At 56.1% G+C, this 25658-nt stretch carries 23 protein-coding genes and 5 tRNA genes; 18 read left to right on the top strand and 10 right to left on the bottom strand.

Annotated features, from left to right (window positions below; all coding sequences use genetic code 11):
* Positions 1 to 147 precede the first annotated feature (147 nt).
* A complete protein-coding gene (gene norW / locus ES815_RS05085; protein WP_142486900.1) occupies positions 148 to 1281 on the bottom strand; it encodes an NADH:flavorubredoxin reductase NorW in 1134 nt (377 codons plus the stop codon).
* Complete coding sequence (gene norV, locus ES815_RS05080) at positions 1278 to 2726, bottom strand: anaerobic nitric oxide reductase flavorubredoxin (RefSeq protein WP_142486899.1); 1449 nt, start codon at positions 2724 to 2726, stop codon at positions 1278 to 1280. Before norV ends, norW begins: the two co-directional genes overlap by 4 nt.
* A gap of 189 nt (positions 2727 to 2915) precedes the next feature.
* Between norV and norR the strand changes: the two genes are divergently transcribed.
* Positions 2916 to 4430 (top strand): nitric oxide reductase transcriptional regulator NorR, encoded by a 1515-nt coding sequence (norR, locus tag ES815_RS05075; RefSeq protein WP_142486898.1) that lies wholly within the window; start codon positions 2916 to 2918, stop codon positions 4428 to 4430.
* Here the strand turns inward: norR and gutQ are convergent.
* The 7 genes from gutQ to srlA all read right to left on the bottom strand — a co-directional run bounded on the left by gutQ (position 4427) and on the right by srlA (position 9354).
* Positions 4427 to 5392 carry an arabinose-5-phosphate isomerase GutQ gene (gutQ, locus tag ES815_RS05070; RefSeq protein ID WP_142486897.1) on the bottom strand — a complete coding sequence of 322 codons (966 nt, stop codon included), beginning with the start codon at positions 5390 to 5392 and terminating at the stop codon, positions 4427 to 4429. The genes norR and gutQ overlap by 4 nt on opposite strands.
* Positions 5385 to 6158: a DNA-binding transcriptional repressor gene (locus tag ES815_RS05065; RefSeq protein WP_142486896.1), complete on the bottom strand. Its 774-nt coding sequence runs from the start codon at positions 6156 to 6158 to the stop codon at positions 5385 to 5387. The genes gutQ and ES815_RS05065 overlap by 8 nt, the downstream gene beginning before the upstream one ends.
* Positions 6159 to 6221: 63 nt before the next feature.
* Complete coding sequence (gene gutM / locus ES815_RS05060; protein WP_142486895.1) at positions 6222 to 6581, bottom strand: transcriptional regulator GutM; 360 nt, start codon at positions 6579 to 6581, stop codon at positions 6222 to 6224.
* Positions 6582 to 6664: 83 nt separating this feature from the next.
* Positions 6665 to 7444 carry a sorbitol-6-phosphate dehydrogenase gene (gene srlD / locus ES815_RS05055; RefSeq protein WP_142486894.1) on the bottom strand — a complete coding sequence of 260 codons (780 nt, stop codon included), beginning with the start codon at positions 7442 to 7444 and terminating at the stop codon, positions 6665 to 6667.
* Between the two features lie 15 nt (positions 7445 to 7459).
* Positions 7460 to 7822, bottom strand: a complete 363-nt coding sequence (srlB, locus tag ES815_RS05050; RefSeq protein WP_142486893.1) for a PTS glucitol/sorbitol transporter subunit IIA — start codon at positions 7820 to 7822, stop codon at positions 7460 to 7462.
* A 12-nt stretch (positions 7823 to 7834) separates the two neighbouring features.
* The gene (locus ES815_RS05045; protein ID WP_142486892.1) at positions 7835 to 8794 is read right to left on the bottom strand and encodes a PTS glucitol/sorbitol transporter subunit IIB; all 960 of its coding nucleotides are present in this window, start codon (positions 8792 to 8794) and stop codon (positions 7835 to 7837) included.
* Positions 8791 to 9354, bottom strand: a complete 564-nt coding sequence (srlA, locus tag ES815_RS05040; protein WP_142486891.1) for a PTS glucitol/sorbitol transporter subunit IIC — start codon at positions 9352 to 9354, stop codon at positions 8791 to 8793. The genes ES815_RS05045 and srlA overlap by 4 nt, the downstream gene beginning before the upstream one ends.
* Before the next feature lie 269 nt (positions 9355 to 9623).
* Between srlA and mltB the strand changes: the two genes are divergently transcribed.
* The 17 genes from mltB (at position 9624) to ES815_RS04955 (ending at position 24034) form a co-directional block, all read left to right on the top strand.
* Positions 9624 to 10718, top strand: coding sequence for a lytic murein transglycosylase B (gene mltB / locus ES815_RS05035; protein WP_185902385.1), 1095 nt, complete (start codon positions 9624 to 9626; stop codon positions 10716 to 10718).
* A 175-nt stretch (positions 10719 to 10893) separates the two neighbouring features.
* The gene (pncC, locus tag ES815_RS05030) at positions 10894 to 11391 is read left to right on the top strand and encodes a nicotinamide-nucleotide amidase (RefSeq protein WP_142486889.1); all 498 of its coding nucleotides are present in this window, start codon (positions 10894 to 10896) and stop codon (positions 11389 to 11391) included.
* Between the two features lie 87 nt (positions 11392 to 11478).
* Positions 11479 to 12537 carry a recombinase RecA gene (gene recA / locus ES815_RS05025; protein ID WP_142486888.1) on the top strand — a complete coding sequence of 353 codons (1059 nt, stop codon included), beginning with the start codon at positions 11479 to 11481 and terminating at the stop codon, positions 12535 to 12537.
* An 82-nt stretch (positions 12538 to 12619) separates the two neighbouring features.
* The gene (gene recX / locus ES815_RS05020; RefSeq protein ID WP_142486887.1) at positions 12620 to 13120 is read left to right on the top strand and encodes a recombination regulator RecX; all 501 of its coding nucleotides are present in this window, start codon (positions 12620 to 12622) and stop codon (positions 13118 to 13120) included.
* Positions 13121 to 13251: 131 nt separating this feature from the next.
* Complete coding sequence (gene alaS / locus ES815_RS05015; protein ID WP_142486886.1) at positions 13252 to 15879, top strand: alanine--tRNA ligase; 2628 nt, start codon at positions 13252 to 13254, stop codon at positions 15877 to 15879.
* Between the two features lie 241 nt (positions 15880 to 16120).
* On the top strand, positions 16121 to 16306 hold the full coding sequence (gene csrA, locus ES815_RS05010) for a carbon storage regulator CsrA (RefSeq protein WP_000906486.1): 186 nt from the start codon (positions 16121 to 16123) through the stop codon (positions 16304 to 16306).
* Positions 16307 to 16648: 342 nt separating this feature from the next.
* Positions 16649 to 16741: transfer RNA gene (locus tag ES815_RS05005), tRNA-Ser, on the top strand.
* Between the two features lie 4 nt (positions 16742 to 16745).
* Positions 16746 to 16822, top strand: a tRNA-Arg gene (locus tag ES815_RS05000).
* A 196-nt stretch (positions 16823 to 17018) separates the two neighbouring features.
* Positions 17019 to 17095: transfer RNA gene (locus ES815_RS04995), tRNA-Arg, on the top strand.
* Between the two features lie 65 nt (positions 17096 to 17160).
* A tRNA-Arg gene (locus tag ES815_RS04990) sits at positions 17161 to 17237 on the top strand.
* A 29-nt stretch (positions 17238 to 17266) separates the two neighbouring features.
* Positions 17267 to 17343, top strand: a tRNA-Arg gene (locus ES815_RS04985).
* 116 nt (positions 17344 to 17459) lie between these two features.
* Complete coding sequence (gene yqaB / locus ES815_RS04980; protein ID WP_142486885.1) at positions 17460 to 18026, top strand: fructose-1-phosphate/6-phosphogluconate phosphatase; 567 nt, start codon at positions 17460 to 17462, stop codon at positions 18024 to 18026.
* Positions 18023 to 18451, top strand: a complete 429-nt coding sequence (locus tag ES815_RS04975) for a YqaA family protein (RefSeq protein WP_142486884.1) — start codon at positions 18023 to 18025, stop codon at positions 18449 to 18451. Before yqaB ends, ES815_RS04975 begins: the two co-directional genes overlap by 4 nt.
* Positions 18452 to 18522: 71 nt before the next feature.
* Positions 18523 to 20067: a glutamate--cysteine ligase gene (gene gshA / locus ES815_RS04970; RefSeq protein WP_142486883.1), complete on the top strand. Its 1545-nt coding sequence runs from the start codon at positions 18523 to 18525 to the stop codon at positions 20065 to 20067.
* A 152-nt stretch (positions 20068 to 20219) separates the two neighbouring features.
* Complete coding sequence (gene luxS, locus ES815_RS04965; protein ID WP_142486882.1) at positions 20220 to 20735, top strand: S-ribosylhomocysteine lyase; 516 nt, start codon at positions 20220 to 20222, stop codon at positions 20733 to 20735.
* A 228-nt stretch (positions 20736 to 20963) separates the two neighbouring features.
* Entirely contained in the window at positions 20964 to 21332 is a 369-nt protein-coding gene (locus ES815_RS04960) for a hypothetical protein (RefSeq protein WP_142486881.1), read from the top strand.
* A 77-nt stretch (positions 21333 to 21409) separates the two neighbouring features.
* Positions 21410 to 24034, top strand: coding sequence for an FKBP-type peptidyl-prolyl cis-trans isomerase N-terminal domain-containing protein (locus tag ES815_RS04955; RefSeq protein WP_142486880.1), 2625 nt, complete (start codon positions 21410 to 21412; stop codon positions 24032 to 24034).
* Positions 24035 to 24094: 60 nt separating this feature from the next.
* On the opposite strand, the gene emrB is transcribed toward ES815_RS04955, so the two are convergent.
* Positions 24095 to 25642 carry a multidrug efflux MFS transporter permease subunit EmrB gene (gene emrB / locus ES815_RS04950; RefSeq protein ID WP_142486879.1) on the bottom strand — a complete coding sequence of 516 codons (1548 nt, stop codon included), beginning with the start codon at positions 25640 to 25642 and terminating at the stop codon, positions 24095 to 24097.
* Positions 25643 to 25658: the final 16 nt, after the last annotated feature.

The raw sequence follows: 25658 nt of genomic DNA, 5'->3' as shown, positions 1-25658 counted from the left end.
CGAGTACCGCAACAGAGTAGGCCGTAAACAGAGATTAAAACAGGACAGGGTTTGACAGCTGTTCCGCATTAAAAAAGCCCCGGGGCACCGGGGCTGCGAAAGGCAAAATCGGACAAGCATACAACGAGTAGAGCAAGAGTTTGAGGGTTAAACAGATAATGATTTCAGCAGGGCAAAGGCCTCCTTCATGCGATCTTCACTGACCACGAAGGCGCGCAAATTGCCTTCGCTGTCCGCCCCTTTCGCCACCATCCCCTGGGGTTCGATGGCGATCTGCCAGTTCAGGTCCTGGCGCTGGGTTTCGCCTGCCAGATGCAGCGGCAGTTCCGGCGTTTTCACCTTCACCAGCATCGCAGGCAGTTTTAATGGCGTGTTGGCTCCGAGCAGGTTCTTCGCCAGATACATGGCGCTTAACTGGATCGGCTGCAGGAAGGGCAGCACCTGACCGTTGATTTCGGCGCAGTCACCCAGGGCATAGATATCCGGCTGGGTGGTTTGCAGATAGCTGTCGACCTTCACGCCGCGGTGGGTTTCTGCCCCCGCACGCTGAGCCAGTCCGATCTCGGGACGCAGGCCGGTGGCGGCAATCACCACATCCACTTCGATACAGCGGTCACGATCCAGCAGGGCGCAGATGCCGGTATCGGTTTTGGTCAGGCTTTGCAGCTGGGATTTCAGTTGCAAATGCACGCCCATATCGGTCAGCCGGTGTTGTAAGCGACTGCTTACTTCGGCTGGCATCAGCGCCGACAGAATACTGGCGGAATGGTCAACCAGGGTGACCGCTTTCCCGGCGCGGCAAAAATCCATCGCCAGTTCGCTGCCGATAAGCCCCGCGCCGACAATCATCACCCGCTGGGCGTCACGCAGCGTGGTTTCGCAGGCCCGGTACTCCATCTGGCTGTTGAGGGTCAGCATCAGCTCGCGGCCCGGAACCGGCGGCACAAAGGCCGCGGCCCCGGTGGCCAGAACCAGTTTGTCATACGACCACTGCTGGTCTTTCCCTTTAACCACGTGCGCTGCGGCATCAATGTCGGTGACCCAGGTGTAAGGGAACAGGCGCAGGTTAAACTGTTCGGCAAACTCCCCCGCCGTCTGGCGGGTGAGGTCGTCGGCATGCTGACTCTGGCTGATCACGTGGCTTAAGTCAGGCTTGTTGTACTCATCCATGCTGTCCGCGGCAATCAGCGTCAGCGGGACGTTCGCATCCTGTTTACGGATATTTTTTACCAGCTGGCGGGCGGCGAAGCCCGAGCCGATAATCACAATGCCGTGGCTCATTTTGCCTCCGATGCCAGTTCGTCAAAGACGTCTTTACCGAGGGAACATTCCGGGCACAGGAAGTTATCTGGGACGTCGCTCCACGGTGTGCCCGGCTGGACATCCTGCAGCGGTTCGCCGAGGGCCGGATCGTAGATCCACTGGCAGACGCTGCACTGCATGCAAGGGCCGAGGTCGGCGGCTGCTGCGGCCGCACAGGCGCAGGCTTCCTGCTCTGGGGTGGCTTTAGCGGTCGCTTCTGGCAGAGGAGCGAGCGCCCACTGACGTGCAATGTCGCGGCCGTGCTGGCGGCAGATTTCCAGCGCGTCCAGATCCGGACGCCATTTCGCCTTCAGGCTCATCGACATTTCAAAGCCCGCGTCCTGCAGACGGGTAGAGAGACGGTCAACCGCACCGCCGCTCCAGCCGTGGGAGCCGAAGGCGCTGGCGCGTTTGTTGCGGAAGCGCAGGCCGGTCATCTCTTCCACCAGGCCGGCAATTTTCGGCATCATCACGTTGTTCATGGTGGAGGTGCCCACCAGCACGCCTTTGGAGCGGAAGACGTTGGTCAGAATGTCGTTCTTGTCGCTGCGTGCCACGTTAAAGATTTTCACCGCCACATTTGGATCTACTTCATTGATGCCCTGAGCAATCGCGTCGGCCATCATGCGGGTGTTGTTGGACATGGTGTCGTAGAAAATGGTGATGCGATCTTCCTGATAGTCCGCCGCCCACTTCAGGTACTGCTCGACGATCTGGGTTGGGTTCTCACGCCATACCACACCGTGGGAGGTCGCAATCATATCCATCGGCAGGTTGAAGCCGAGGATTTCGGTAATTTTTGGCGTAACCAGACGGCTGAACGGGGTCAGGATGTTGGCGTAGTAGCGCTGACACTGCTCGTACAGCTCGGCCTGATCCACTTCGTCGTTGAACAGTCGTTCGTCGCAGTAGTGCTGGCCGAAGGCGTCATTACTGAACAGCACGGCGTCGCCGGTCATGTAGGTCATCATGCTGTCCGGCCAGTGCAGCATCGGGGTTTCAACGAAGATAAGCTGTTTGCCGTTGCCGATATCCAGTGAATCACCGGTTTTCACCACGTTGAAATTCCACTCCGGATGGTGGTGATGACCATTGATGGAGTCGATGGCGTTATTGGTGCAGTAGATCGGGGTGTCCGGGATGCAGGACATCAGCTCGGTCAGGGCACCGGCGTGATCTTCTTCAGCATGGTTAATGATGATGTAGTCGATATCGGCCAGGTCAATTTCACTGCGCAGGTTTTGCACGAACTCACGGCTGAATTTATGATCGACGGTGTCGATCAGCACGTTTTTTTCTTCCCGGATGAGATAGCTGTTATAGCTGCTGCCGCGCAGCGTTTTGTATTCCGTTCCGTGAAAATCACGTACTTCCCAGTCACGTTGACCAACCCAATGAATATTGTTTTTAACCAGAATAGACATAGCAACCTCAACTTAATACAGCGAAATTAAACGAAAGATGTAGTGGTAATTGCAGGTTGCGTGCCAACTTTATAACTTATTTATTTTTAATGGTTTATAAAATAATAACTCCTGATGGGTAGTCAATTTGACTGTCATTGATATAGTCAATATGACAAGATGTATTGTCAAAATGACAGCGAGGCGAAAATGAGTTTTTCTGTAGAGGTGCTGGCGAAAATCGCCATTGAATTGCAGAGCGGCATCGGGCATCAGGATCGTTTTCAGCGGCTGATCTCCACCCTGCGTCACGTCCTGGATTGCGATGCCTCGGCGCTGCTGCGCTACGAAGGGCGGCAGTTTATCCCGCTGGCGATCGACGGCCTGGCGCAGGACGTGCTGGGAAGGCGCTTTACCCTGGAGGGCCACCCGCGGCTGGAGACCATTGCCCGCGCCGGGGATGTGGTGCGCTTCCCGGCCGATAGCGACCTGCCCGATCCCTACGACGGGCTGATCCCCGGCCAGGAGAGCCTGAAGGTGCATGCCTGTATCGGCCTGCCGCTGTTTGCCGGGCAGAACCTGATTGGCGCTCTGACCCTTGACGGCATGTCGCCGGATCAGTTTGATACCTTCAGCGACGAAGAGCTGAGGCTGATCGCCGCCCTCGCCGCCGGGGCATTGAACAATGCCCTGCTCATTGAGCAGCTGGAGAGCCAGAACAGCCTGCCCGCGGGCCCGGCGGTATTTGAGCAGGTGAAAAACACCGAGATGATCGGCCTGTCGCCGGGCATGATGAGTCTGAAAAAAGAGATTGAGATTGTCGCCGCCTCCGACCTGAACGTGCTGATCGAGGGCGAAACCGGGACCGGGAAAGAGCTGGTGGCGAAAGCCATCCATGAGGCCTCACCGCGGGCGGTCAATCCGCTGGTCTACCTCAACTGCGCCGCCCTGCCGGAGAGCGTGGCGGAGAGCGAGCTGTTCGGCCACGTCAAAGGGGCCTTTACCGGAGCCATCAGCAACCGCAGCGGCAAGTTTGAAATGGCCGATAACGGCACCCTGTTCCTCGATGAGATTGGCGAGCTGTCGCTGGCATTGCAGGCCAAGCTCCTGCGTGTATTGCAGTACGGGGATATCCAGCGGGTGGGCGACGACCGTAGCCTGCGGGTCGACGTGCGGGTGCTGGCGGCCACCAACCGCGACCTGCGCGAAGAGGTGCTGGCCGGGAACTTTCGTGCTGACCTGTTCCATCGTCTGAGCGTTTTCCCGCTTTCGGTGCCGCCGCTGCGCGAGCGGGGCGAGGACGTGGTGCTGCTGGCGGGCTATTTCTGCGAACAGTGTCGGCTGCGGATGGGGTTATCCCGGGTGGTGCTCAGCCCCGGCGCCCGGGCACACCTGCTGAGCTACGGCTGGCCGGGCAACGTGCGCGAGCTGGAACATGCCATTCACCGGGCGGTAGTGCTGGCCCGGGCCGCGCGGCTCGGGGATGACGTGGTGATCCACGCGCAGCATTTTGCCCTGCATGATGAAAGCGCCCCTGCGGTGACGCCGGAAACCCCGTTGGTGGTGAATCAGAATCTGCGTGAGGCGACGGAAGCGTTCCAGCGCCAGATGATTAGCCGGGCACTGGAGCAGAACAGCCGCAGCTGGGCGGCGAGCGCGAGGGCGCTGGAGACCGACGTCGCCAACCTGCACCGGCTGGCGAAACGTCTGGGTCTGAAGGGTTAGAGGATGCCTGCCTGGTAGAAATCCTGCAGGTTGATGGCGCCGCACAGGCGGCCCGCTTCATCCACCACCGGGGCGGCGGTGATTTTGCGCTTCATCAGCAGCTCTTTGGCTTCTATGGCGCGGCTTTCAGCATTCAGCGTCAGGCCGCCAGTGGTCATGGCGCTGCTGACGTTAACGTCCAGTTTGCCGCCGCCCACCAGCCAGCGACGCAGGTCGCCGTCGGTGAAGACGCCTTTCACCTGGTTGTCGTCATCGCAAACCGCCACCAGGCCGAGCCCGGTACGGCTCAGCTCCAGCATCGCATCCATCACGCTGGTATTCAGCTTCACCTGCGGGATCGCCTCATTAGTGCGCATCAGGTGATGCACTTTATTCAGCAGACGCGCGCCCAACGCACCTGCCGGATGGGAGCGGGCAAAATCTTCTTCGTTAAAGCCGCGGGCCTGCATTACCGCCATCGCCAGCGCATCGCCCATCATCAGGGTGTTGACGGTGCTGGAGGTCGGGGCCAGATGCATCGGGCAGGCTTCGCGCTCCACCGAAATATCCAGCGTGGCTGTGGCGGCCAGCGCCAGCGGCGAGCGGGATTTTCCGGTCATCGCCAGCAGTGCTACCGATTTTTCCTGCAGGCGGGGCAGGATCAGATCCAGCTCTTTCGCCGAGCCGGAGTAGGAGATAAACAGCAGCACGTCGCGGCTTTCTATCATCCCCAGGTCGCCGTGCAGGGCCTCGGCTGGATGGACGAAAAAGGCCGGGGTGCCGGTGCTGGCCAGGGTCGCGGCAATCTTCTTGCCGATATGCCCGGACTTGCCGATGCCCGCGACGATCACTTTACCTTCGCACTGAATAATGGTGTTTGCCGCACGAACGAAATCCTCACCCAGACGTTCCGGCAGGCGGCTGGCCTCCTGCAGTTCCAGCATCAGGGTTTGACGACCCGCGTTTAACAGAAAATCACTCATCTCTCTCTCCGGTTACAATCACTTCGATTCCTTTCTCTTCCAGCGCTTTTTTGAACGCCGGATCGATACCCGCGTCGGTGATCAGCTTATCGACGCTCTCAAGGCTACAGACAATATTCGGGCTTTTACGGCCAAACTTCGACGAGTCGGCCATCAGGATCACTTCCCGGGCGGCGTTGCACATCGCTTTGCTGACGCTGAACACCTCGTTGAAGGTGGTGACACCCGCGTTGAGGTCGATACCGTCGGTGCCCATAAACAGCCTGTCAAAGCTGAAATGGTCGAAGGCGTTTTCCGCCAGCTGGCCGTGAAAGGAGGCGGATTTTTTACGGAAGGTCCCGCCGGGCATCAGGATGGTTTGTTCGTTGTCGAATTCGGACAGGGCGTTGACGATATGCAGGCTGTTGGTCATTACCGTGATGTTATTAAAGCGGTTCAGCATCGGCACCATCTGCAGCACCGTACTGCCCGCATCGAGGATAATGGAGTCACCGTCATGGATATACTTTACCGCCGCGTCAGCGATTAACGCCTTCTGGTGGGTGTTGATCAGGGTTTTATGATCGATAGGCGGATCGGCCTCGTCCTTATTCAGCACCACGCCGCCATAGGTGCGGATCACCGCCCCGGAATTCTCCAGGATCACCAGATCTTTGCGGATCGTGGTGCCGGTGGTGTCAAAGTAGTGGGCCAGATCCTCAACCGAACACTTTCCCTGCTTTTGCAGATGGTCAAGAATGGCCGCCTGCCGCTGACGGGGTTTCATAGGCGTTGAGTTCCTCAGGTTGCGAAATGATAATTTCGCAAGCTTATAGCGTTCAGAACGAAATTATCCATGTTTCAATTTAAGCGCTAATGATAGTGCATCCTGACAGAGTGAATCATTGGGAAAGATCACATCAGGCTCTAATTCCTGCAGCAGCGTGCCGTTAATCGCTGCAATTTTCACCGGTCGGGCAAAGACCGTCAGCCCACGCATCATCAATGAATCACAGACCCGGTGATTATCGTCCAGCGCAATGGCGACAATCACCCGCGGTTTAAAGCGCCCGCCGGAGCGGCCCACGCCCACGCGGCCTTTCTGGCAGAGGGCGTCGAAGGCGCGGTTAAAGCGGTGGATTTGCCAGCCGCCGAGCGCCAGCTGGCACAGCCAGGCGATAACGGCGACGGTGATGAGAGTGGTGACCATATCAGCTCCTTAATTGCCGGGCGGCGCTTCGCTTGCCCGGCCTACGATTAATCTTCCTCTCCCTGTGGGAGAGGGGAATAAACTCAGAACATCACCTGCCCGCCGGTGATGTTAATCGACTGTCCGGTGCAGTAGGAGGCTTTCGGGCTGGCATAAAACAGCAGCATATTCAGCACGTCCTGATAGTCACACCCGCGCTTCAGGGGCACTTTGTCAATGTAATACTGCTCCACTTGATCCGCCTCGATGCCCAGCTTGGTGGCATATTGTGGCAGCAGGGACTGGAACATCGGCGACTTCAGCAGGTTGCCCAGCATCAGCGAGTGCACGGTAATGCCGTACTCCGCCAGATCCAGCGCCAGAGACTGGGTCAGCCCCACGCCGCCGAACTTGGCCGCGCTGTAGCCGGAGTTGTGCTTGCTGCCCACCTTGCCGGATTTAGAGTTGATCTGAATGATGCGCCCGGCGATACCGTCGCGGATCATCAGACGCGAGAACTCCCGGGCGCAGAGGAAGTAGCCCACCAGGTTCACCTGCAATGAGCGATCGAAATCCCCCAGCTCCACGTCGCTGATAAACGCCGCTTTGGCGATCCCGGCGCTGTACACCAGCAGATCGACGCGGCCAAAGATCTCATTCACCCCGTGCGACAGCGCCATTACGCTCTGCTCGCTGGTGGCGTCGGCGCCAAAGCCGTACGCCTTGCCTTCACCAAATTCCTGGTTGATCTCGCTGGCGACCCGGGCGGCTTTTTCGCTCTGAATGTCCACCACCGCCACGCGATACCCTTCTGCGGCCAGCCCGCGGCAGAGATATTCCCCTAAGGTTTGTCCCCCGCCAATGACAACTGCAACCTGTTCCATGTTTCTCTCCTTTAATTACGCCACAAATTTCAGTACACAACCGGCTGCCACCGTCTGCGGAACCGGCCCGGCAACGTGCACGGCGCCCGGGTATTCCGCTGCGGTCTGGCCATCAAAACGCAGGGTGATATGCCCCAGCTCGCGCAGGTTTTGCTCTGCGACATCACCCACCGCCGTCACCGGATAGCGCGCGTCGCCCAGCGTGAGCTGGCTGCCCGGCCGGAGCTCGCCGCTCAGCACGCCGTGGCAGTGGATAAAACAGAACTCCTCGATATCCGCCGGAGCCCCTTCACGGAAGGTGATCAGCATCTGGTCGCTCAGGGCATCCGCGGCGCTCTGGCCAATGCGGGTAATGGTGGTCTGGTAAATCACGGTCATCACGAAGTCCTCTTATTGATAAATAAAGCCAGAGACGAACCAGGCAATCAGTACGGTTGGCGCGCCGGTCAGGAAGCGGCTCACCAGCACGGAAGGAACGCCGACGCGCACGGTGTCCTGGCGCGCTTCGGCCAGCGACAGCCCCACCGGGATAAAGTCGCAGGCGGCCTGGGCATTAATGGCAAACAGCGCGGGCAGGGCGAGGTGCGGGGGAATATTGCCGAGCCCAATCTGCACGCCAATCAGCACGCCGATCACCTGGGCGATCACCGCCCCTGGGCCGAGGAACGGCGACAGCAGCGGGAAGGAGCAAATCAGCGCCAGGGTCACCAGCCCGAGCGGATGGCTGGCCAGCGGGGCGAGGCCGTGGGCGATCCAGTCTCCCAGGCCGGAGGCCATGATGATGCCGATCAGCGCCGAGACGAAGGCCATAAACGGCAGGATGGTTTTCAGCACCGTGTCGATGGTATCGCGCCCGGACTGGAACAGTACCGCCACCGCAGAGCCCATCCCCATCCCGACTTTCGCCAGCAGGCCGTCGCTCTGCTCGGTGATCTTTTTGCTGGTGTCATACTCGCGCGGCGCGCTCTTCTTCGCCGGGGCGGCACCCTCTGCCAGGGTGATGTTCTCCTCTTTCACCCCGGAGACGTAAATGTCCTCCACGATGTGCTGCGCCAGCGGGCCGGATTTGCCCGTTGAATGGATATTGACGGTGGGAATGCGCCGTTTCGGGTAAATGCCGCAGCGCAGGGTGCCGCCGCAGTCGATCACCGCCACGCCGATCTCCGCTTCCGGCGGCTCGCCCTCCTTAAAGCCATCCACCGCGTCCCAGCCGGTGAGTTCGCGCAGCTTGTCGACAATCGCCGGACGGGTGCCTGCGGTGATATAGACGATCTTCTTCTCAGTGGTCGCGTCAAGCTCCAGCGGGCCGCCCCAGCCGCCCACGCCTTTTTCAATCCGGATACGGGTCATGCTGTGGCTCCTGCAAGCTGAACTTTCTGTTCAAGGTGGATGCCCATTTTCTTTTCGAAAATGGCGGTGGTGAGATCGGTCACCCAGCCGCGGAAAAAGTTGGTCACCAGGCCGACCAGCAGGTAACTCACCGCCAGCGGGCCGAGCGGCAGGCCGAGAGTGGTCAGGCCGCTGGCGATCCCCAGATAGACGAACAGCTCGCCGGGGTTGATGTGCGGAAACAGACCGTTCATCGAGTGGCAGCTGTAGGACGCGGCGGCGTAGTAGCTCGGCTTGTAGCGCTCGGGCATAAAGCGCCCGAGGCTCAGGGTCATCGGGTTACAAAACACGAAGGTGCCGATGCAGGGCAGCAGCAAATAGCGGGAGACCGGATTACCGGCGCAGCGCTGGGCCAGTTTTTCGATCCGATGCTGACCAATAAAGTTGATCAATGCATTCATGATCACCAGCAGGCTGATCAGCAGCGGCAGGATCCCGGTGACCATGCTGGTAAAGACCTCGCCACCTTTCTGAAACAGCCCGATAAACCACTCGGCGCCGTGGGTGATGGTTTCTATCATTGTTTTCTCCTGTAGGGTGAGTTCATCTCTGACGGGCCAATAATAATCACTTTGAAAGGTATTAAAGTGTTAAACAGATCTCACAATGAAAGAAAAATGGATTATTTTGAAAGATAATGGGCAAGGCGAGGACAGCGCGGTTGAGAAGAGGACGAATTTGTCTTTAGGCAGCGTAAAGATTTTGCCCTGCGGGTTCGCATCTCTTCCTTGAGGTGTCCCGGATGCTTTACCATACTTGCCACTTATCGAATTCGTTGAATGGATGTCTCATGCTCAAGCGTCGTTACGCAGCCATACTGCCTGCGCTTATCCTGCTCTCTGCCTGCAGCAGCAAACCTAAGACCGAAGAGGTCCAGCAACAAACGGCGGGCGTACCGTCCGGCGGCTTCCTGCTGGAACCCCAGCATAATGTGATGCAGATGGGGGGCGACTTTGCCAACAATCCCGCGGCGGAACAGTTCATCGACAAAATGGTGAGCAAGCACGGCTTTAATAAAGCCCAGCTGCAGGAGATCCTCTCCCAGGCGAAACGTCTGGATTACGTGCTGCGACTGATGGATCGTCAGGCCCCGACCACCCAGCCACCGGCCGGGCCGAACGGGGCATGGTTACGCTATCGCAACCAGTTTATTACCCCGGACAACGTGCAGAATGGCGTGGCGTTCTGGAACCAGTATCAGGACGCGCTGACCCGCGCCCAGCAGGTTTACGGCGTTCCGCCGGAGATTATCATCGGGATTATCGGGGTAGAAACACGCTGGGGCCGCGTGATGGGTAAAACCCGCATTCTGGATGCGCTGGCGACCCTCTCCTTTAACTACCCGCGCCGGGCGGAGTACTTCTCCTCCGAGCTGGAAACGTTCCTGCTGATGGCGCGCGACGAGCAGGACGACCCGCTGGATCTGAAGGGCTCCTTTGCCGGTGCCATGGGCTACGGCCAGTTTATGCCGTCTTCCTATAAGCAGTATGCGGTTGATTTCAACGGGGACGGGCACATCAACCTGTGGGATCCGGAAGATGCGATTGGCAGCGTCGCCAACTACTTCAAAGAGCATGGCTGGACGCCAGGTCAGCCGGTGGCTGTTATGGCTAACGGCCAGGCGCCAGGGCTGGAGAACGGCTTTAAAACCAGCTATACCCCGGCACAGCTGACGGCCGTAGGGTTAACGCCGCAGCAGCCGCTGAGCGGTAACCAAAAGGTCAGCCTGCTGCGTCTGGATATCGGCACTGGCTATCAGTACTGGTACGGTCTGCCGAACTTCTACACCATCACCCGCTACAACCACAGCACGCACTACGCGATGGCGGTCTGGCAGCTGGGGCTGGCCGTGGCGCAGGCGCGGGCGGCATCGCCGTTCAGTTAATACTGTCTCTTCCTGTCGAAAAAGTGAGTGGCGTTGTTCCACTCACTTTTTATTCTTAACCGCTCGGCCTGCTTAATTTTTTTCTGAAGCGCCCTCGTAAAACCTTCACCTCACCCTCATATCTACCGACTAAAGTGCTATCTTGTGCTGCACGTTTTTAAGGAGTCAAAACGCTATGACTGACCATGAATTGATGCAGCTCAGTGAGAGGGTAGGGCAGGCGCTGAAACAGCGCGGTGCGACGGTCACTACGGCGGAGTCCTGTACCGGCGGCTGGGTGGCAAAAGCCATCACCGATATTGCCGGCAGTTCCGCCTGGTTTGAACGCGGGTTTGTCACCTACAGTAATGAAGCAAAAGCGCAGATGATTGGCGTCCGTGAACCCACCCTCATCGAACATGGCGCGGTCAGCGAACCGGTCGTTATTGAGATGGCGATTGGCGCCCTGCGTGCCGCCCGGGCGGACTATGCTATCTCTATTAGTGGCATCGCCGGGCCGGACGGCGGCAGCGCGGAAAAGCCTGTCGGGACGGTCTGGTTTGGCTTTGCGACGGCGCAGGGCGAGGGCGTTACCCGTCGGGAATGCTTCAGCGGCGACCGCGAAAGCGTGCGTCGTCAGGCCACCGTTTATGCGTTAAAAACGCTCTGGCAACAATTTCTACAAAACACTTGATACTGTATGAGCATACAGTATAATTGCTGCAACAGAACAGAAATCCAAGGTGAAGCGCAGTTGTTTCACCCGGCATGAGAGGAAAAAATGGCTATCGACGAAAACAAACAGAAAGCGTTGGCGGCAGCACTGGGCCAGATCGAAAAGCAATTCGGTAAAGGTTCCATCATGCGCCTGGGTGAAGATCGTTCCATGGATGTAGAAACTATCTCCACCGGTTCGCTTTCTCTGGATATTGCACTGGGTGCTGGCGGCCTGCCTATGGGTCGTATCGTAGAGATCTACGGGCCAGAATCCTCCGGTAAAACCACCCTGACCTTACAGGTTGTGGCGGCTGCACAGCGCGAAGGCAAAACCTGTGCCTTTATCGATGCTGAGCACGCGCTGGATCCGGTCTACGCACGTAAACTGGGTGTTGATATCGACAACCTGCTCTGCTCCCAGCCGGATACCGGTGAGCAGGCACTGGAAATCTGTGACGCGCTGGCGCGCTCTGGCGCAGTAGACGTAATCATCGTCGACTCCGTTGCAGCACTGACGCCAAAAGCAGAAATCGAAGGTGAAATCGGTGACTCTCACATGGGCCTCGCGGCACGTATGATGAGCCAGGCGATGCGTAAGCTGGCCGGTAACCTGAAGCAGTCCAACACGCTGCTGATCTTCATCAACCAGATCCGTATGAAGATTGGTGTGATGTTCGGTAACCCGGAAACCACCACCGGTGGTAACGCGCTGAAGTTCTACGCCTCCGTGCGTCTGGATATCCGCCGTATCGGTGCCGTGAAAGACGGTGAGAACGTAGTGGGTAGCGAAACCCGCGTGAAGGTTGTGAAGAACAAGATTGCTGCACCGTTTAAACAGGCTGAATTCCAGATCCTCTACGGCGAAGGTATCAACTTCTACGGCGAACTGGTTGACCTGGGCGTGAAAGAGAAGCTGATTGAAAAAGCGGGTGCCTGGTACAGCTACAACGGCGACAAGATTGGTCAGGGTAAAGCGAATGCTATCTCCTGGCTGAAAGAGAACCCGGCGGCAGCTAAAGAGATCGAGAAGAAGGTGCGTGAGCTTCTGCTCAGCAACCAGGATTCTAAACCGCAGTTCGCTGTTGATGGCGAAGGCGTTGAAGAAACCAACGAAGATTTCTGATAAACAGATGTAATAAACAAGGGTCGCTTAGTGCGGCCCTTTTTGCTTTTTAATTTTTGCTTTTATTGCAGCAGGTTTATCTATGAATGAATCCACAGCACGTCGTCCGGCTTATAACCGTCTGCTGGATCGGGCGGTACGCATTCTTGCTGTTCGTGACCACAGCGAGCAGGAACTGCGCCGCAAACTCGCCGCGCCGGTAATGAGCAAAAACGGGCCAGAGGCTATCGATGCCACGGCAGAAGATTACGATCGGGTCGTTGCCTGGTGCTATGAGCACAGCTATCTGGACGATACCCGTTTTGTCTCACGCTTCATCGCCAGCCGCAGCCGGAAAGGCTACGGTCCGGCGCGCATCCGCCAGGAGCTTAATCAAAAAGGTATCCCGCGTGAAACCAGCGAAAAGGCGATGCGTGAATGCGAGATTGACTGGTGCGAGCTGGCGCGGGAACAGGCTGTCCGGAAGTATGGGGAACCTTTGCCGCGTGAGTTTTCAGAAAAAGTCAAAATCCAGCGCTTTTTGCTTTATCGCGGCTTCCTGATGGAGGATATTCAGGATATCTGGCGTAATTTTACCGATTGAACGCATGCGGGATTTTACTTCCCTTTAAAGAAAACTTATCTTATTCCCACTTTTTTCAGTAGCTGGTCCGTCCAACAAAGGTTGTGTAGTGACCGGCTGTGACATTTCGTTAGCTTGATTTCAGGATAATTATGAGCAAGAGCACCGCTGAGATCCGACAGGCGTTTCTCGATTTTTTCCATAGTAAGGGACACCAGGTTGTTGCCAGCAGCTCCCTGGTACCGAACAACGATCCAACTTTACTGTTTACCAACGCCGGGATGAACCAGTTCAAGGATGTCTTCCTGGGTCTCGACAAGCGTAATTATTCTCGCGCAACCACCTCGCAGCGCTGCGTGCGTGCGGGCGGTAAACATAACGATCTGGAAAACGTCGGTTACACCGCACGTCACCACACCTTCTTCGAAATGCTGGGTAACTTCAGCTTCGGCGACTATTTCAAACATGACGCTATCCAGTACGCATGGGAACTGCTGACCGGTGAAAACTGGTTCAACCTGCCGAAAGAGCGTCTGTGGGTTACCGTCTACGAAACCGATGACGAAGCCTACGAGATCTGGGAAAAAGAAGTGGGTATCCCGCGCGAACGCATTATTCGCATCGGCGATAACAAAGGCGCTCCGTACGCGTCTGACAACTTCTGGCAGATGGGTGACACTGGCCCATGCGGTCCGTGTACCGAAATCTTCTACGATCATGGCGATCACATCTGGGGCGGCCCTCCGGGCAGCGCAGAAGAAGACGGCGACCGTTACATTGAGATCTGGAACATCGTCTTCATGCAGTTCAACCGTCAGATCGACGGCACCATGGAGCCGCTGCCTAAGCCATCCGTGGATACCGGTATGGGTCTGGAGCGTATTGCCGCAGTACTGCAACACGTCAACTCCAACTACGATATCGATCTGTTCAGCACCCTGATTAAGTCTGTTGCCGAAGTGACCGGCGCAACCGACCTGAGCAACAAATCCCTGCGAGTTATTGCCGACCACATCCGTTCCTGTGCCTTCCTGATTGCTGACGGCGTGATCCCGTCGAATGAAAACCGTGGCTACGTGCTGCGCCGTATCATTCGTCGTGCTATCCGTCACGGCAACATGCTGGGCGCGAAGGACACCTTCTTCTACAAACTCGTTGGGCCACTGGTTGGCGTGATGGGCGCAGCTGGCGACGAACTGAAACGTCAGCAGGCGCAGGTTGAACAGGTTCTGAAAACCGAAGAAGAGCAGTTTGCTCGTACTCTGGAACGTGGTCTTGCCCTGCTGGACGACGAACTGTCGAAGCTGAAAGGCGATACCCTGGATGGCGAAACCGCCTTCCGTCTGTACGACACCTATGGCTTCCCGGTTGACCTGACGGCTGACGTCTGCCGCGAGCGCAACATTAAAGTTGACGAAGCGGGCTTCGAAGCCGCCATGGAAGAGCAGCGCCGCCGCGCGCGTGAGTCCAGCGGTTTTGGTGCCGACTACAACGCGATGATCCGCGTTGATGGCAGCAGCGAATTCGAAGGTTACGAGCATCTCGAAACCAACGGCAAAGTGACTGCCCTGTTTGTTGACGGCAAAGCCGTGGACAGCATCAGCGCGGGCCAGGCTGCGGTTGTGGTTCTGGACAAAACCCCGTTCTACGCAGAATCAGGCGGCCAGGTTGGCGATAAAGGCGAACTGAAGGGCAGTGATTTCAGCTTTACCGTGAACGACACGCAGAAATACGGTCAGGCGATCGGCCACCAAGGTACGCTGGCATCCGGCATGCTGAAAGTGGGCGAGGGCGTTCAAGCTATCGTTGACGAAGCACGCCGCGCACGTATCCGTCTGAACCACTCCGCGACGCACCTGATGCACGCCGCGCTGCGCCAGGTTCTGGGCACGCACGTTGCGCAGAAAGGCTCGCTGGTAAACGACAAAGTGCTGCGCTTTGACTTCTCCCATTTCGAAGCGATGAAACCGGCGGAAATCCGTGCGGTGGAAGATCTGGTGAATGCCCAGATCCGTCGTAACCTGCCGATCGAAACCAACATCATGGATCTCGACGCGGCGAAGAACAAAGGCGCAATGGCCCTGTTCGGTGAGAAGTATGATGAACGCGTACGCGTACTGAGCATGGGCGATTTCTCCACCGAACTGTGTGGCGGTACGCACGCCAGCCGTACGGGTGACATCGGTCTGTTCCGCATTGTGTCCGAATCCGGTACGGCGGCAGGCGTGCGTCGTATCGAAGCGGTCACCGGCGAAGGTGCGATTGCGCTCCTGCATGCAGAGAGCGATCAGCTGCACGACATCGCGCAGCTGCTGAAGGGCGACAGCCAGAACCTGGGCGAGAAAGTGCGCAGCGTGATGGAACGTACCCGTCAGCTGGAAAAAGAGCTGCAGCAGCTGAAAGAACAGGCCGCCGTTGCCGAGAGCGCAAACCTCTCCAGCAAAGCGGTTGAGATTAACGGCGTCAAACTGCTGGTCAGCGAACTGGCTGGCGTTGAGCCGAAAATGCTTCGTACCATGGTCGACGATCTGAAGAACCAGCTCGGTTCAACCATCATCGTTCTGGCAACGGTAGCGGAAGGTAAGGTTTCTCTGATTGCGGGCGTATCTAAGGACGTGATCGATCGTGTGAAAGCAGGGGAACTGATTGGTATGGTCGCTCAGCAAGTGGGCGGTAAAGGCGGTGGTCGTCCGGACATGGCGCAAGCCGGTGGTACAGACGCAGCAGCCCTTCCAGCGGCGCTGGCCAGTGTTGAAAGCTGGGTAAGTTCTAAACTGTAATAATTACAAAGCGTACACAGACGCCATAACGACAACGTTATGGCGTACTGCGCTCTACGCTATCGATAATGATAAAGTCAGGTTGAGTTTGTGTATATCGGCTAAACTTACGTTTAACAGATTGTGATGCCGTGACTACCTACACATTACGTGTTTGTCATCGCTTACTTTTTGGCGTTATATGATGGATAATGCCGGGATACAAGAGACCCGACTCTTTTAATCTTTCAAGGAGCAAAGAATGCTGATTCTGACTCGTCGAGTTGGTGAGACCCTCATGATTGGGGATGAGGTCACCGTGACAGTTTTAGGGGTAAAGGGCAACCAGGTACGTATTGGTGTGAACGCCCCTAAAGAAGTCTCTGTTCATCGTGAAGAGATCTACCAGCGTATCCAGGCTGAAAAATCCCAGCAGTCCAGTTACTGATATTATCGCGTCTCGCTGTCTGGCGAGACGCAACCCTCCTGATATATTCCTTGTCAAAAGTTACCGTTCGATTTCAATTGCTCTCTTTTTAACCTTCTGTCACACCCTTTCTCTGTCCGACATCCCTTTTATACCCCTACATAACTGCCAGCAGGCCTGCAAAATCCGTTTATAAAACACCCTCTTTGCGGGTTTTACATGCGAATTGCCTGTGATTTGTGCAAACGATAAAAGCTTGTGGAAAATTGTTTGACTTATAAGTCCCAGAAAGTAATATATGCGCCACGCAGCGACGAGAAGCTCTTAACGAGTTGCTCGAAGCACTCGAAAGAGGCGTTGTGTGGTGAGGTGGCCGAGAGGCTGAAGGCGCTCCCCTGCTAAGGGAGTATGCGGTCAAAAGCTGCATCCGGGGTTCGAATCCCCGCCTCACCGCCATTTTGCATCCGTAGCTCAGCTGGATAGAGTACTCGGCTACGAACCGAGCGGTCGGAGGTTCGAATCCTCCCGGATGCACCATATTCTCCGAGATAGCAGTTAAACTGTTATTTCATGTTCTGCGAGATAATCGCGAGCACCAGGGAGGATAGCGTTGCTTTAGCAACGACCCGTAGGGCGAGGCGCAGCCGAGTAATACTCCCGGATGCACCATCTATTACTTCATATTGCTTTCGAAGTGATATGAGTATCGAGTAGTACAGTAGTAAATCCTGATGCATCCGTAGCTCAGCTGGATAGAGTACTCGGCTACGAACCGAGCGGTCGGAGGTTCGAATCCTCCCGGATGCACCATCTTTTACTTTGTGTTGCTTATGAAGCAATACTGAGTATCAGCAGTAACAGTAGTAAATCCCGATGCATCCGTAGCTCAGCTGGATAGAGTACTCGGCTACGAACCGAGCGGTCGGAGGTTCGAATCCTCCCGGATGCACCATTTACTATTTTCTACAGAAGTGCCCTGATGCATCCGTAGCTCAGCTGGATAGAGTACTCGGCTACGAACCGAGCGGTCGGAGGTTCGAATCCTCCCGGATGCACCATCTTCTCCCTCATTGTTTATTCCTTCGACTTTCCGTCAGCAATCATCTTCACAGTCAGCGACAAAACTCCTTGTTTACGTTAAAGTAACGTTTTGTAATCCTTCTGCGAGAGCACGATGTACGCACAGTATGACGGTTTGATCTTCGATATGGATGGCACCATCCTGGACACCGAGCCAACGCATCGTAAAGCCTGGACTGATGTCCTCGGCCGTTACGGAATGCGTTTCGACTTACAGGCGATGATTGCCCTCAACGGATCCCCCACCTGGCGTATTGCGCAGGCCGTGATTGAACTGAATCAGGCCGATCTCGACCCCCATCAGCTCGCGCGTGAAAAAACCGATGCGGTAAAAGCGATGCTGTTAGACACCGTGCGCCCTTTGCCATTAATTGAAGTGGTAAAAGAGTGGCACGGACGTCGTCCGATGTCGGTCGGGACGGGCAGTGAGAGCGCGATCGCAGAGGCACTGCTCAACCATCTTGGCCTGCGCCACTATTTTTCTGCCGTTGTCGCCGCCGATCATGTTAAAAACCACAAGCCCGCCCCGGACACCTTTCTGCTGTGCGCAGAGCTTATGGGTGTGCCCGCTGCCAGGTGCGTCGTATTTGAAGATGCCGACTTCGGCATTCAGGCAGCACACGCTGCCGGCATGGATGCGGTGGACGTTCGCTTACTGTGAGTGACCTGCTGTCACTGACCTCACTCTTCGCCAGCAGTTTTTTAAGCGCCACTCTCCTGCCGGGAAATTCGGAAGTGGTACTGGTGGCGATGCTGTTGTCCGACGTAAGTCAGCCCTGGTTGCTCGTGTTAATAGCAACAATGGGTAATAGCTTTGGAGGGCTGACTAACGTTATTCTTGGGCGATTCTTTCCGCTACGCAAAACATCGCGCTGGCAGGAAAAGGCAGTCGGCTGGCTAAAACGCTATGGGGCTGCCACGCTTTTACTAAGCTGGATGCCGGTAATCGGTGATTTACTGTGCCTGCTGGCGGGATGGATGCGCATCTCCTGGGGGCCCGTGCTCTTTTTTTTATGCCTCGGCAAGGCGCTGCGCTACGTTCTCGTGGCGGTTGTGACTTTACAGGGCATGACGTGGTGGCACTAATTGGACTGTTTGTGACCATGAACCATTACAATTATGCTAAATAAAATGATTTTGACAGGCGGGAGGTCGAATTGATCCCGGACGTATCACAGGCACTGGCCTGGCTGGAAAACCACCCTCAGGCTCTGAAGGGTATTCAGCGTGGTCTTGAGCGCGAAACGCTGCGCGTTAACGCGGATGGCAGTCTTGCAACGACGGGCCATCCACAGGCGTTGGGTTCAGCGCTGACCCATAAGTGGATCACGACTGATTTCGCTGAAGCGCTGCTTGAGTTCATCACCCCGGTCGATGGCGATATTGACCACATGCTGAAGATTATGCGTGATATTCACCGCTACAGTGCCCGCAATCTGGGTGATGAGCGTATGTGGCCACTCAGCATGCCTTGCTATATCGAGCAGGGCCAGGACATTGAACTTGCGCAGTACGGCACGTCAAATATTGGTCGTCTGAAAACGCTCTATCGAGAAGGGCTGAAAAACCGCTACGGCGCGCTGATGCAGACGATTTCTGGCGTGCATTATAACTTCTCACTGCCGATGGCATTCTGGCAGGCGAAGTGCGGCGAGACGGACAAAGAGGCGATCTCTGCGGGCTACTTCCGCCTGATCCGTAACTACTATCGCTTTGGCTGGGTCATTCCGTATCTGTTCGGCGCATCGCCGGCGATTTGCTCCTCGTTCCTGCAGGGCAAACCGACCACGTTGCCGTTCGAGAAGACCGATTGCGGCATGTATTACCTGCCGTACGCGACCTCTCTGCGCCTCAGCGATCTGGGTTATACCAATAAATCGCAAAGCAATCTCGGAATTACCTTTAACGAATTGCACGAGTATGTGGCAGGATTGAAGCGGGCGATCAAAACGCCGTCGGAAGCGTACGACGAAATCGGGCTCGAGAAAGACGGTAAGCGCCTGCAAATCAACACTAACGTTTTGCAGATTGAGAACGAACTTTACGCGCCGATCCGTCCAAAACGTGTCACCCGCAGCGGCGAGACGCCGTCAGATGCTCTGCAACGCGGCGGTATTGAGTATATCGAAGTGCGCTCCCTGGATATCAACCCGTTCTCACCGATTGGTGTGGATGAGCAGCAGGTACGCTTCCTTGATCTGTTTATGGTCTGGTGCGTACTGGCGGATGCGCCAGAAATGAGCGCTGACGAACTGCTCTGCACCCGCACCAACTGGAACCGGGTGATCCTCGAAGGGCGCAAACCTGGCCTGACGCTGGGCATCGGTTGCCAGACGGCGCAGTTCCCGTTACAGCAGGTGGGTAAAGATCTGTTCCGCGATCTGAAGCGCGTCGCCCACACGCTGGACAGCGTTTACGGTGGGGAAGAGTATCAGCAGGTTTGCGATCGGCTGGTCGAAAGCTTTGATAATCCTGAGCTGACATTCTCGGCGCGCATTCTGCGTTCTATGATTGATCAGGGGATTGGCGGTACAGGTCGTGCGCTGGCGGCAGAGTATCGCGATATGCTGCAGCAGGAGCCGCTGGAGGTGTTAAGCGAAGCCGATTTTGCGGCGGAGCGCGACGCGTCAGTGGTGCGTCAGAGAGAGATTGAAGCGGCGGATACCGAGTCGTTTGCCGATTTCCTGGCGAAACAGGCCTGACAGAAAAGAAAAAGGCCACATCTCTGTGGCCAAAATAACATCTCTGAAGAACAGGGATGATGATAACAAATGCGCGTCTTTCATATACTCAGACTCGCGTTGAAAAGAAGAGTTCATTTTTTTTAAAAAAAAATCACTATCGGAGGTGACGTATGCCGTTATTAGATAGCTTTACTGTCGACCATACCCGTATGGAAGCACCAGCTGTACGCGTTGCGAAGACCATGCATACCCCGCACGGCGACACGATCACCGTTTTCGACCTGCGTTTCTGCGTACCTAACAAAGAAGTGATGCCGGAAAAAGGTATTCACACTCTGGAGCACCTGTTTGCCGGTTTCATGCGCGATCACCTGAACGGCAACGGCGTTGAGATCATCGATATCTCCCCAATGGGTTGCCGTACTGGTTTCTACATGAGCCTGATTGGCGTGCCTGAAGAGAAACGCGTCGCAGATGCGTGGAAAGCTGCGATGGAAGACGTGCTCAAGGTAAAAGAGCAGAACCAGATCCCTGAGCTGAACGTTTACCAGTGCGGTACGTACCAGATGCACTCTCTGGAAGAAGCCCAGGAGATTGCTCGTCATATTCTTGAGCGTGACGTTCGCGTTAACAGCAACGAAGAGCTGGCGCTGCCTAAAGATAAACTGCAGGAACTGCACATCTAGCAAATTACCCGGCCCTCAGCAAGGAGTGTGTCGGGTAATATTAGTTTCTTTATAAATTCCTAAAAGCCTATCTCTCGTTGTGCATCCCTCTCTTTCTCTCTATTATTGCAATCAACGCATGATAGTTATTTATATATATTATATCTATGGATGATATGTTGGCGCTCATTCACTGTAATTATAGATGCGTTAATATTTCATGGAATAGATAATAATTCAGAGGGATTTATGAAAGTTTATTTGACTGGCACCGCGATTCTTTTTTCCGCTCTTCTCCTGTCTGCCTGCAGCTCTAAACCCGTTACAACGCCTATCGCCAAAGCACCCGCTGAGCGCAAGCAGGAGGTGCAGTGCTACCAGGAGTTCTCCGCGCTGCAAAAGCTCGATCCGGCGGCATATGAGTCCTATCGTAAGCAATTTGATAATATTAATAAAAACTATAAAATTTACGAATCGAATAAATCTCTGGTTGATGATAACGCTTCAGAAGTTATGCTGACCGAAATTAATAAAAAACTGTCGCTGGTATGCGTAAGGATTCGTAATACGGTTTATACCAACATGATGAACCGTGCCAATGAAATGAATAAGTTATGAATAAATACTTTAGCGCAGCATTGTACTGCGGATTGTTATTATCGGGTGGAAAAGCATTTTCAGCCGGAACGGATTTGTTGGAACGTTTAAATAACGAAAAAATTATCGGCAACGGTTCAACCAATCCTTTCATTGCCTCAGAAGCCAACACGAATCCCCCGGACGCGGCGCCGCCGAAAGCAGAGCCAGCCCGCCCGTCGGCGCGTGCCGTGCCCGATAAAAAAGACAAAGCCATTGCAGTAGACCAGGCCAAACTTTCCCGCCTCACCGAGGCGCTTCGCCAGGCTAATGCCACCATCACCGGATTAGATAAACAGCTGAGCGCGGTAGAAAGCGAAAAGTCGTTACTGGAACAGGCTGTTGCCCACGAGAAGGAGCGCGTCGCGGAAAAGGAGCAGGCAATCGCCCGACTTAAATCACAGCCGGAAGGCAGTGCACAAAAACTTGCCGTCGAAAGCCTTATCGCGACGTTGCCGAAGCCAGCTGGCGTCGATCAACAAAAATATGCCGAACTGGCAGAGCAACTGCGTAACGCCAACGTACAACGCGCCGAACTGACTAAAGCCCTGAGCGAGCTGCAGGTACAGAAAAATGCGCTGGATACGCAGTTGAGCGCTCTCAAGGCGAACAACGCCCAGGCTATCGACGTGGCGAAAGAGCTCGACGCCTTAAAAGCCCAGCTGTCGGCGCTGAATCTGCAAAAAGCCACCCTGGAAACCCGGCTGGCCGAACAGGAAAAAGTGTTCAGCAGCGAAAAGACAAAGTCTGAGGTTGCCCAGAACCAGCTTGAGGACGCCAAAAAAGTCATCGCCTTGCAGGAGTCCCAGCTGGCCGCGCAGAAGAGCAGCGCCGGAAGCGACAAAGAGAAGCTGCTTCAGGAGCTGACCGACCTGCAGACGCAGAAGAAAGCGCTGGATACTCAGCTGGCCTCCCTGAAAGAAGCCAGTGCGAAAAACGCGGCTCTGACCAAAGCGCTGGCCGATCTGCAAACGCAAAAGAATGCGCTGGACGCACAGCTCGCCACGCTCAAAACAAGCAGTGACAAGAGCACCGGCGCGGTGAAAGAGGTCGATGCCTTAAAATCCCAGCTGTCGGCGCTAAACCTGCAAAAAGCCACTCTGGAAACCCGGCTGGCCGAACAGGAAAAAGTGTTCAGCAGCGAAAAGACAAAGTCTGAGATTGCCAGGAACCAGCTGGAAGACGCCAAAAAAGTCATCGCCTCGCAGGAGTCCCAGCTGGCCGCGCAGAAGAGCAGCGCCGGAAGCGACAAAGAGAAGCTGCTTCAGGAGCTGACCGACCTGCAGGCCCAGAAGAAAGCGCTGGATACTCAGCTGGCCTCCCTGAAAGAAGCCAGTGCGAAAAACGCGGCTCTGACTAAAGAGCTGACCGATCTGCAGGCCCAGAAGAAAGCGCTGGATACCCAGCTGGCCGCGCTGAAAGCGGCCAATGAGAAAAGCGCCGCGCTGGCGAAGGAGATGGCTGACCTGCAGACGCAGAAAAAGGCGCTGGAAACAGAGCTGGCCGGGCTGAAAGAGACCCGCGAGAAAAACGCAACCCTGACCAAAGCCCTGGCCGATCTGCAAACGCAAAAGAATGCGCTGGACGCACAGCTCGCCACGCTCAAAACCAGCAGTGACAAGAGCAGCGGCGCGGTGAAAGAGGTGGATGCCTTAAAATCCCAGCTGTCGGCGCTAAACCTGCAAAAAGCCACTCTGGAAACCCGGATGGCCGAGCAGGAAAAACAGCTTAAAAGCGAGAAGTTCAAGGTCGATATTGCCCAGAACCAGCTGGAGGACGCTAAAAAAGTCATCGCTTCACAGGAATCCCTGTTGGCGCTTCAGAAAAATAACGTGGGCAGCGAGAAAGACAAAAGCGGTGCGCTGGTCACCCAGCTGGCTACCGCCGGGAAAGAGACGGCGGAGCTGAAAAAGCAGCTGGCTCTGCTCCAGACGCAAAAAGCCTCGCTTGAGGAGCAGCAGAAAACGCAAAGCGCCTCTCTGGCAACGCTGACAGCCGAAAACCAGAAGCTGAAAGAGAGCCAGTCTGCACCTGCAAAAGAGGGCGCGGATAAGCAGCGGATGAAGATCGATAAAGCTGCAGCAAAAGATACCCTGACCAGCTACGCCATTGGCACCTGGTATGGCGATGCGGCAGGGCGTGAGAAGAGCAAGCTCGACGGGCTGAACAAAAAACTCGATCTCAACGCCTTTATGCAGGGCTTTGACGATAAGGTAAACAATAAGCTCCAGCTGACACCCGCTGCGCTTTCGAAGGAGCTGGCCGCGCTGGACCAGGTACAGAAAAAGCAGTTTGTCGCGACGCAAAGCGAAAATGAAAAGCAGAGTAAAGCGATCATGACTAAGGCGGCGAATGAGAAGGGGGCCAAGCGACTGCCGGATGGCGCCATCTACCGGGTGATTCAGCAGGGTGAAGCACCTCTGGTTACGGGCAAGAATGAGATCATTACCGAAATTGATGAGGTGTTGGGCACCGGAAAAGTGATGTCCAGTAAAGAGGTTCGCGCCAGCCGGGTTAAAGACTTACCGCCGCTGTTCCAGACGGTAGTGAAAAAGCTCGGGCTGGGCGGGGAGGCAAAACTGCATATTCCTGCGAAGCAGGCCTACGGTGAAGCGGGCGTTCCCGGTTTTGTACCGCCAGGCACGGTCTCGATCATTACGATTAAAATTATCGGCATTAAGTAAGCTTAATCGCTCCCATAAAAAAACGGATCTGCATGCAGATCCGTTTTTCTTTTCAGCCGGTTAGTGCGCGCCACCGCCTCCGCCGCCCGCGCCGAATGGCGGTTTGGCGAACCATATTAGCCCTAATAGCACAATGAACACGCCCGCCGATAGCCAGAAAATCTCGTTAGCCGAGATGATCAGCCCCTGCGCGGTGATCTGCTGCGCTATCCAGCCCGAAGCCTGCTGCTCGGTCATGCCCATCCCCTGCAGCTGGCTGTAAACCTCCTGCGCCTGCGGATTGAACACGTTCACCGATTCAGTCAGCTGCGCATGGTGCAGTGACTCGCGGTTGGTCCACATGGTGGTGGTCATCGAGGTACCGATGGAGCCCGCCAGGGTACGCATAAAGTTCGACAGACTGGAGGCCGCCGCCATCCGTTCCGGCGGCAGGCCGGAGAGGGTGATGGTGGTCAGTGGCATAAAGAAGCAGGCTACCGCAAAGCCCTGAATGAACTGCGGCCACGCGGAGGCACCAAAGTCCATGCCCGGCTCAAAGGTATAGGCGCGCCAGTAGAAGCACACCGCATACATAATGAAGCTGAAGGTCACCAGCCGACGCATATCCAGCTTATGGGCAAAGCGGCCGATGATCGGCGACAGCAGGACCGGGATCACCCCGACCGGCGCTGACGCCAGCCCCGCCCAGGTGGCGGTATAGCCATATACCTCCTGCAACAGCTGCGGCAGCAGAACGATAGCGCCGAAGTAGAGCATGTAGGCAAGGCTGATACACAAACAGCCTATGGTGAAGTTGCGCGACTTAAACAGCGATAAATCGACTATCGGGTTGTCATCCGTCAGCTCCCAGACAATCAGGAAGCTTAGCGCCACCACCGCCACGACCGTCAGGACGATGATCTCCTGCGAGGCGAACCAGTCCAGCTCTTTCCCGCGGTCGAGCATGATCTGCAGGCTGCCGATGCCCAGCACCAGCAGCGCCAGCCCCACGCCATCAATACGCCGTTGTTCGGTGCGGGTTTCGCGACCGCGCAGCGACTGCAGGGTCAGCAATACCACCACCGCGCCAATCGGCACGTTGATAAAGAAGATCCAGCCCCAGTGGTAGTTATCGCTGATATAGCCGCCCAGAATCGGGCCGCAGATCGGTGCGACGATCACCGTCATCGACCACAGCGCCAGCGCGATGGAGCGTTTGGCCGGCGGGTAGTTGTTGAGGAGCAGACTTTGCGACAGCGGGATCAGCGGTCCGGCGACAATCCCCTGGATCACGCGGAAGAAGATCAGCATGGTCAGGCTGCTGGACATCCCGCACGCCCAGGAGGCAATAACAAAGGCGATGGTCGACCAGAGGAAGAGTTTTACTTCCCCGACGCGCTTTGCCAGCCAGCCGGTAATCGGGATGGAGATGGCATTCGCCACCCCGAACGAGGTGATCACCCATGTCCCCTGGCTCAGGGATGAGCCAAGGTTCCCGGCGATGGTCGGGATCGCCACGTTCGCGATGGTGGAGTCCAGCACCTGCATGAATGTCGCCAGCGACAGCGCAATGGTCATGATGACCAGCTGCGCGCCTTCCAACGGTTTTTGCGGTTTTTGCTGCTGCATAACGCTCACCTTCGGA

This window comes from Leclercia adecarboxylata, assembly GCF_006874705.1.
Classification (GTDB): Bacteria; Pseudomonadota; Gammaproteobacteria; order Enterobacterales; family Enterobacteriaceae; genus Enterobacter; species Enterobacter adecarboxylatus_C.
Note: the sequence above shows the minus strand (reverse complement) of the source record. Positions and strands in the feature narration are given on the sequence as shown.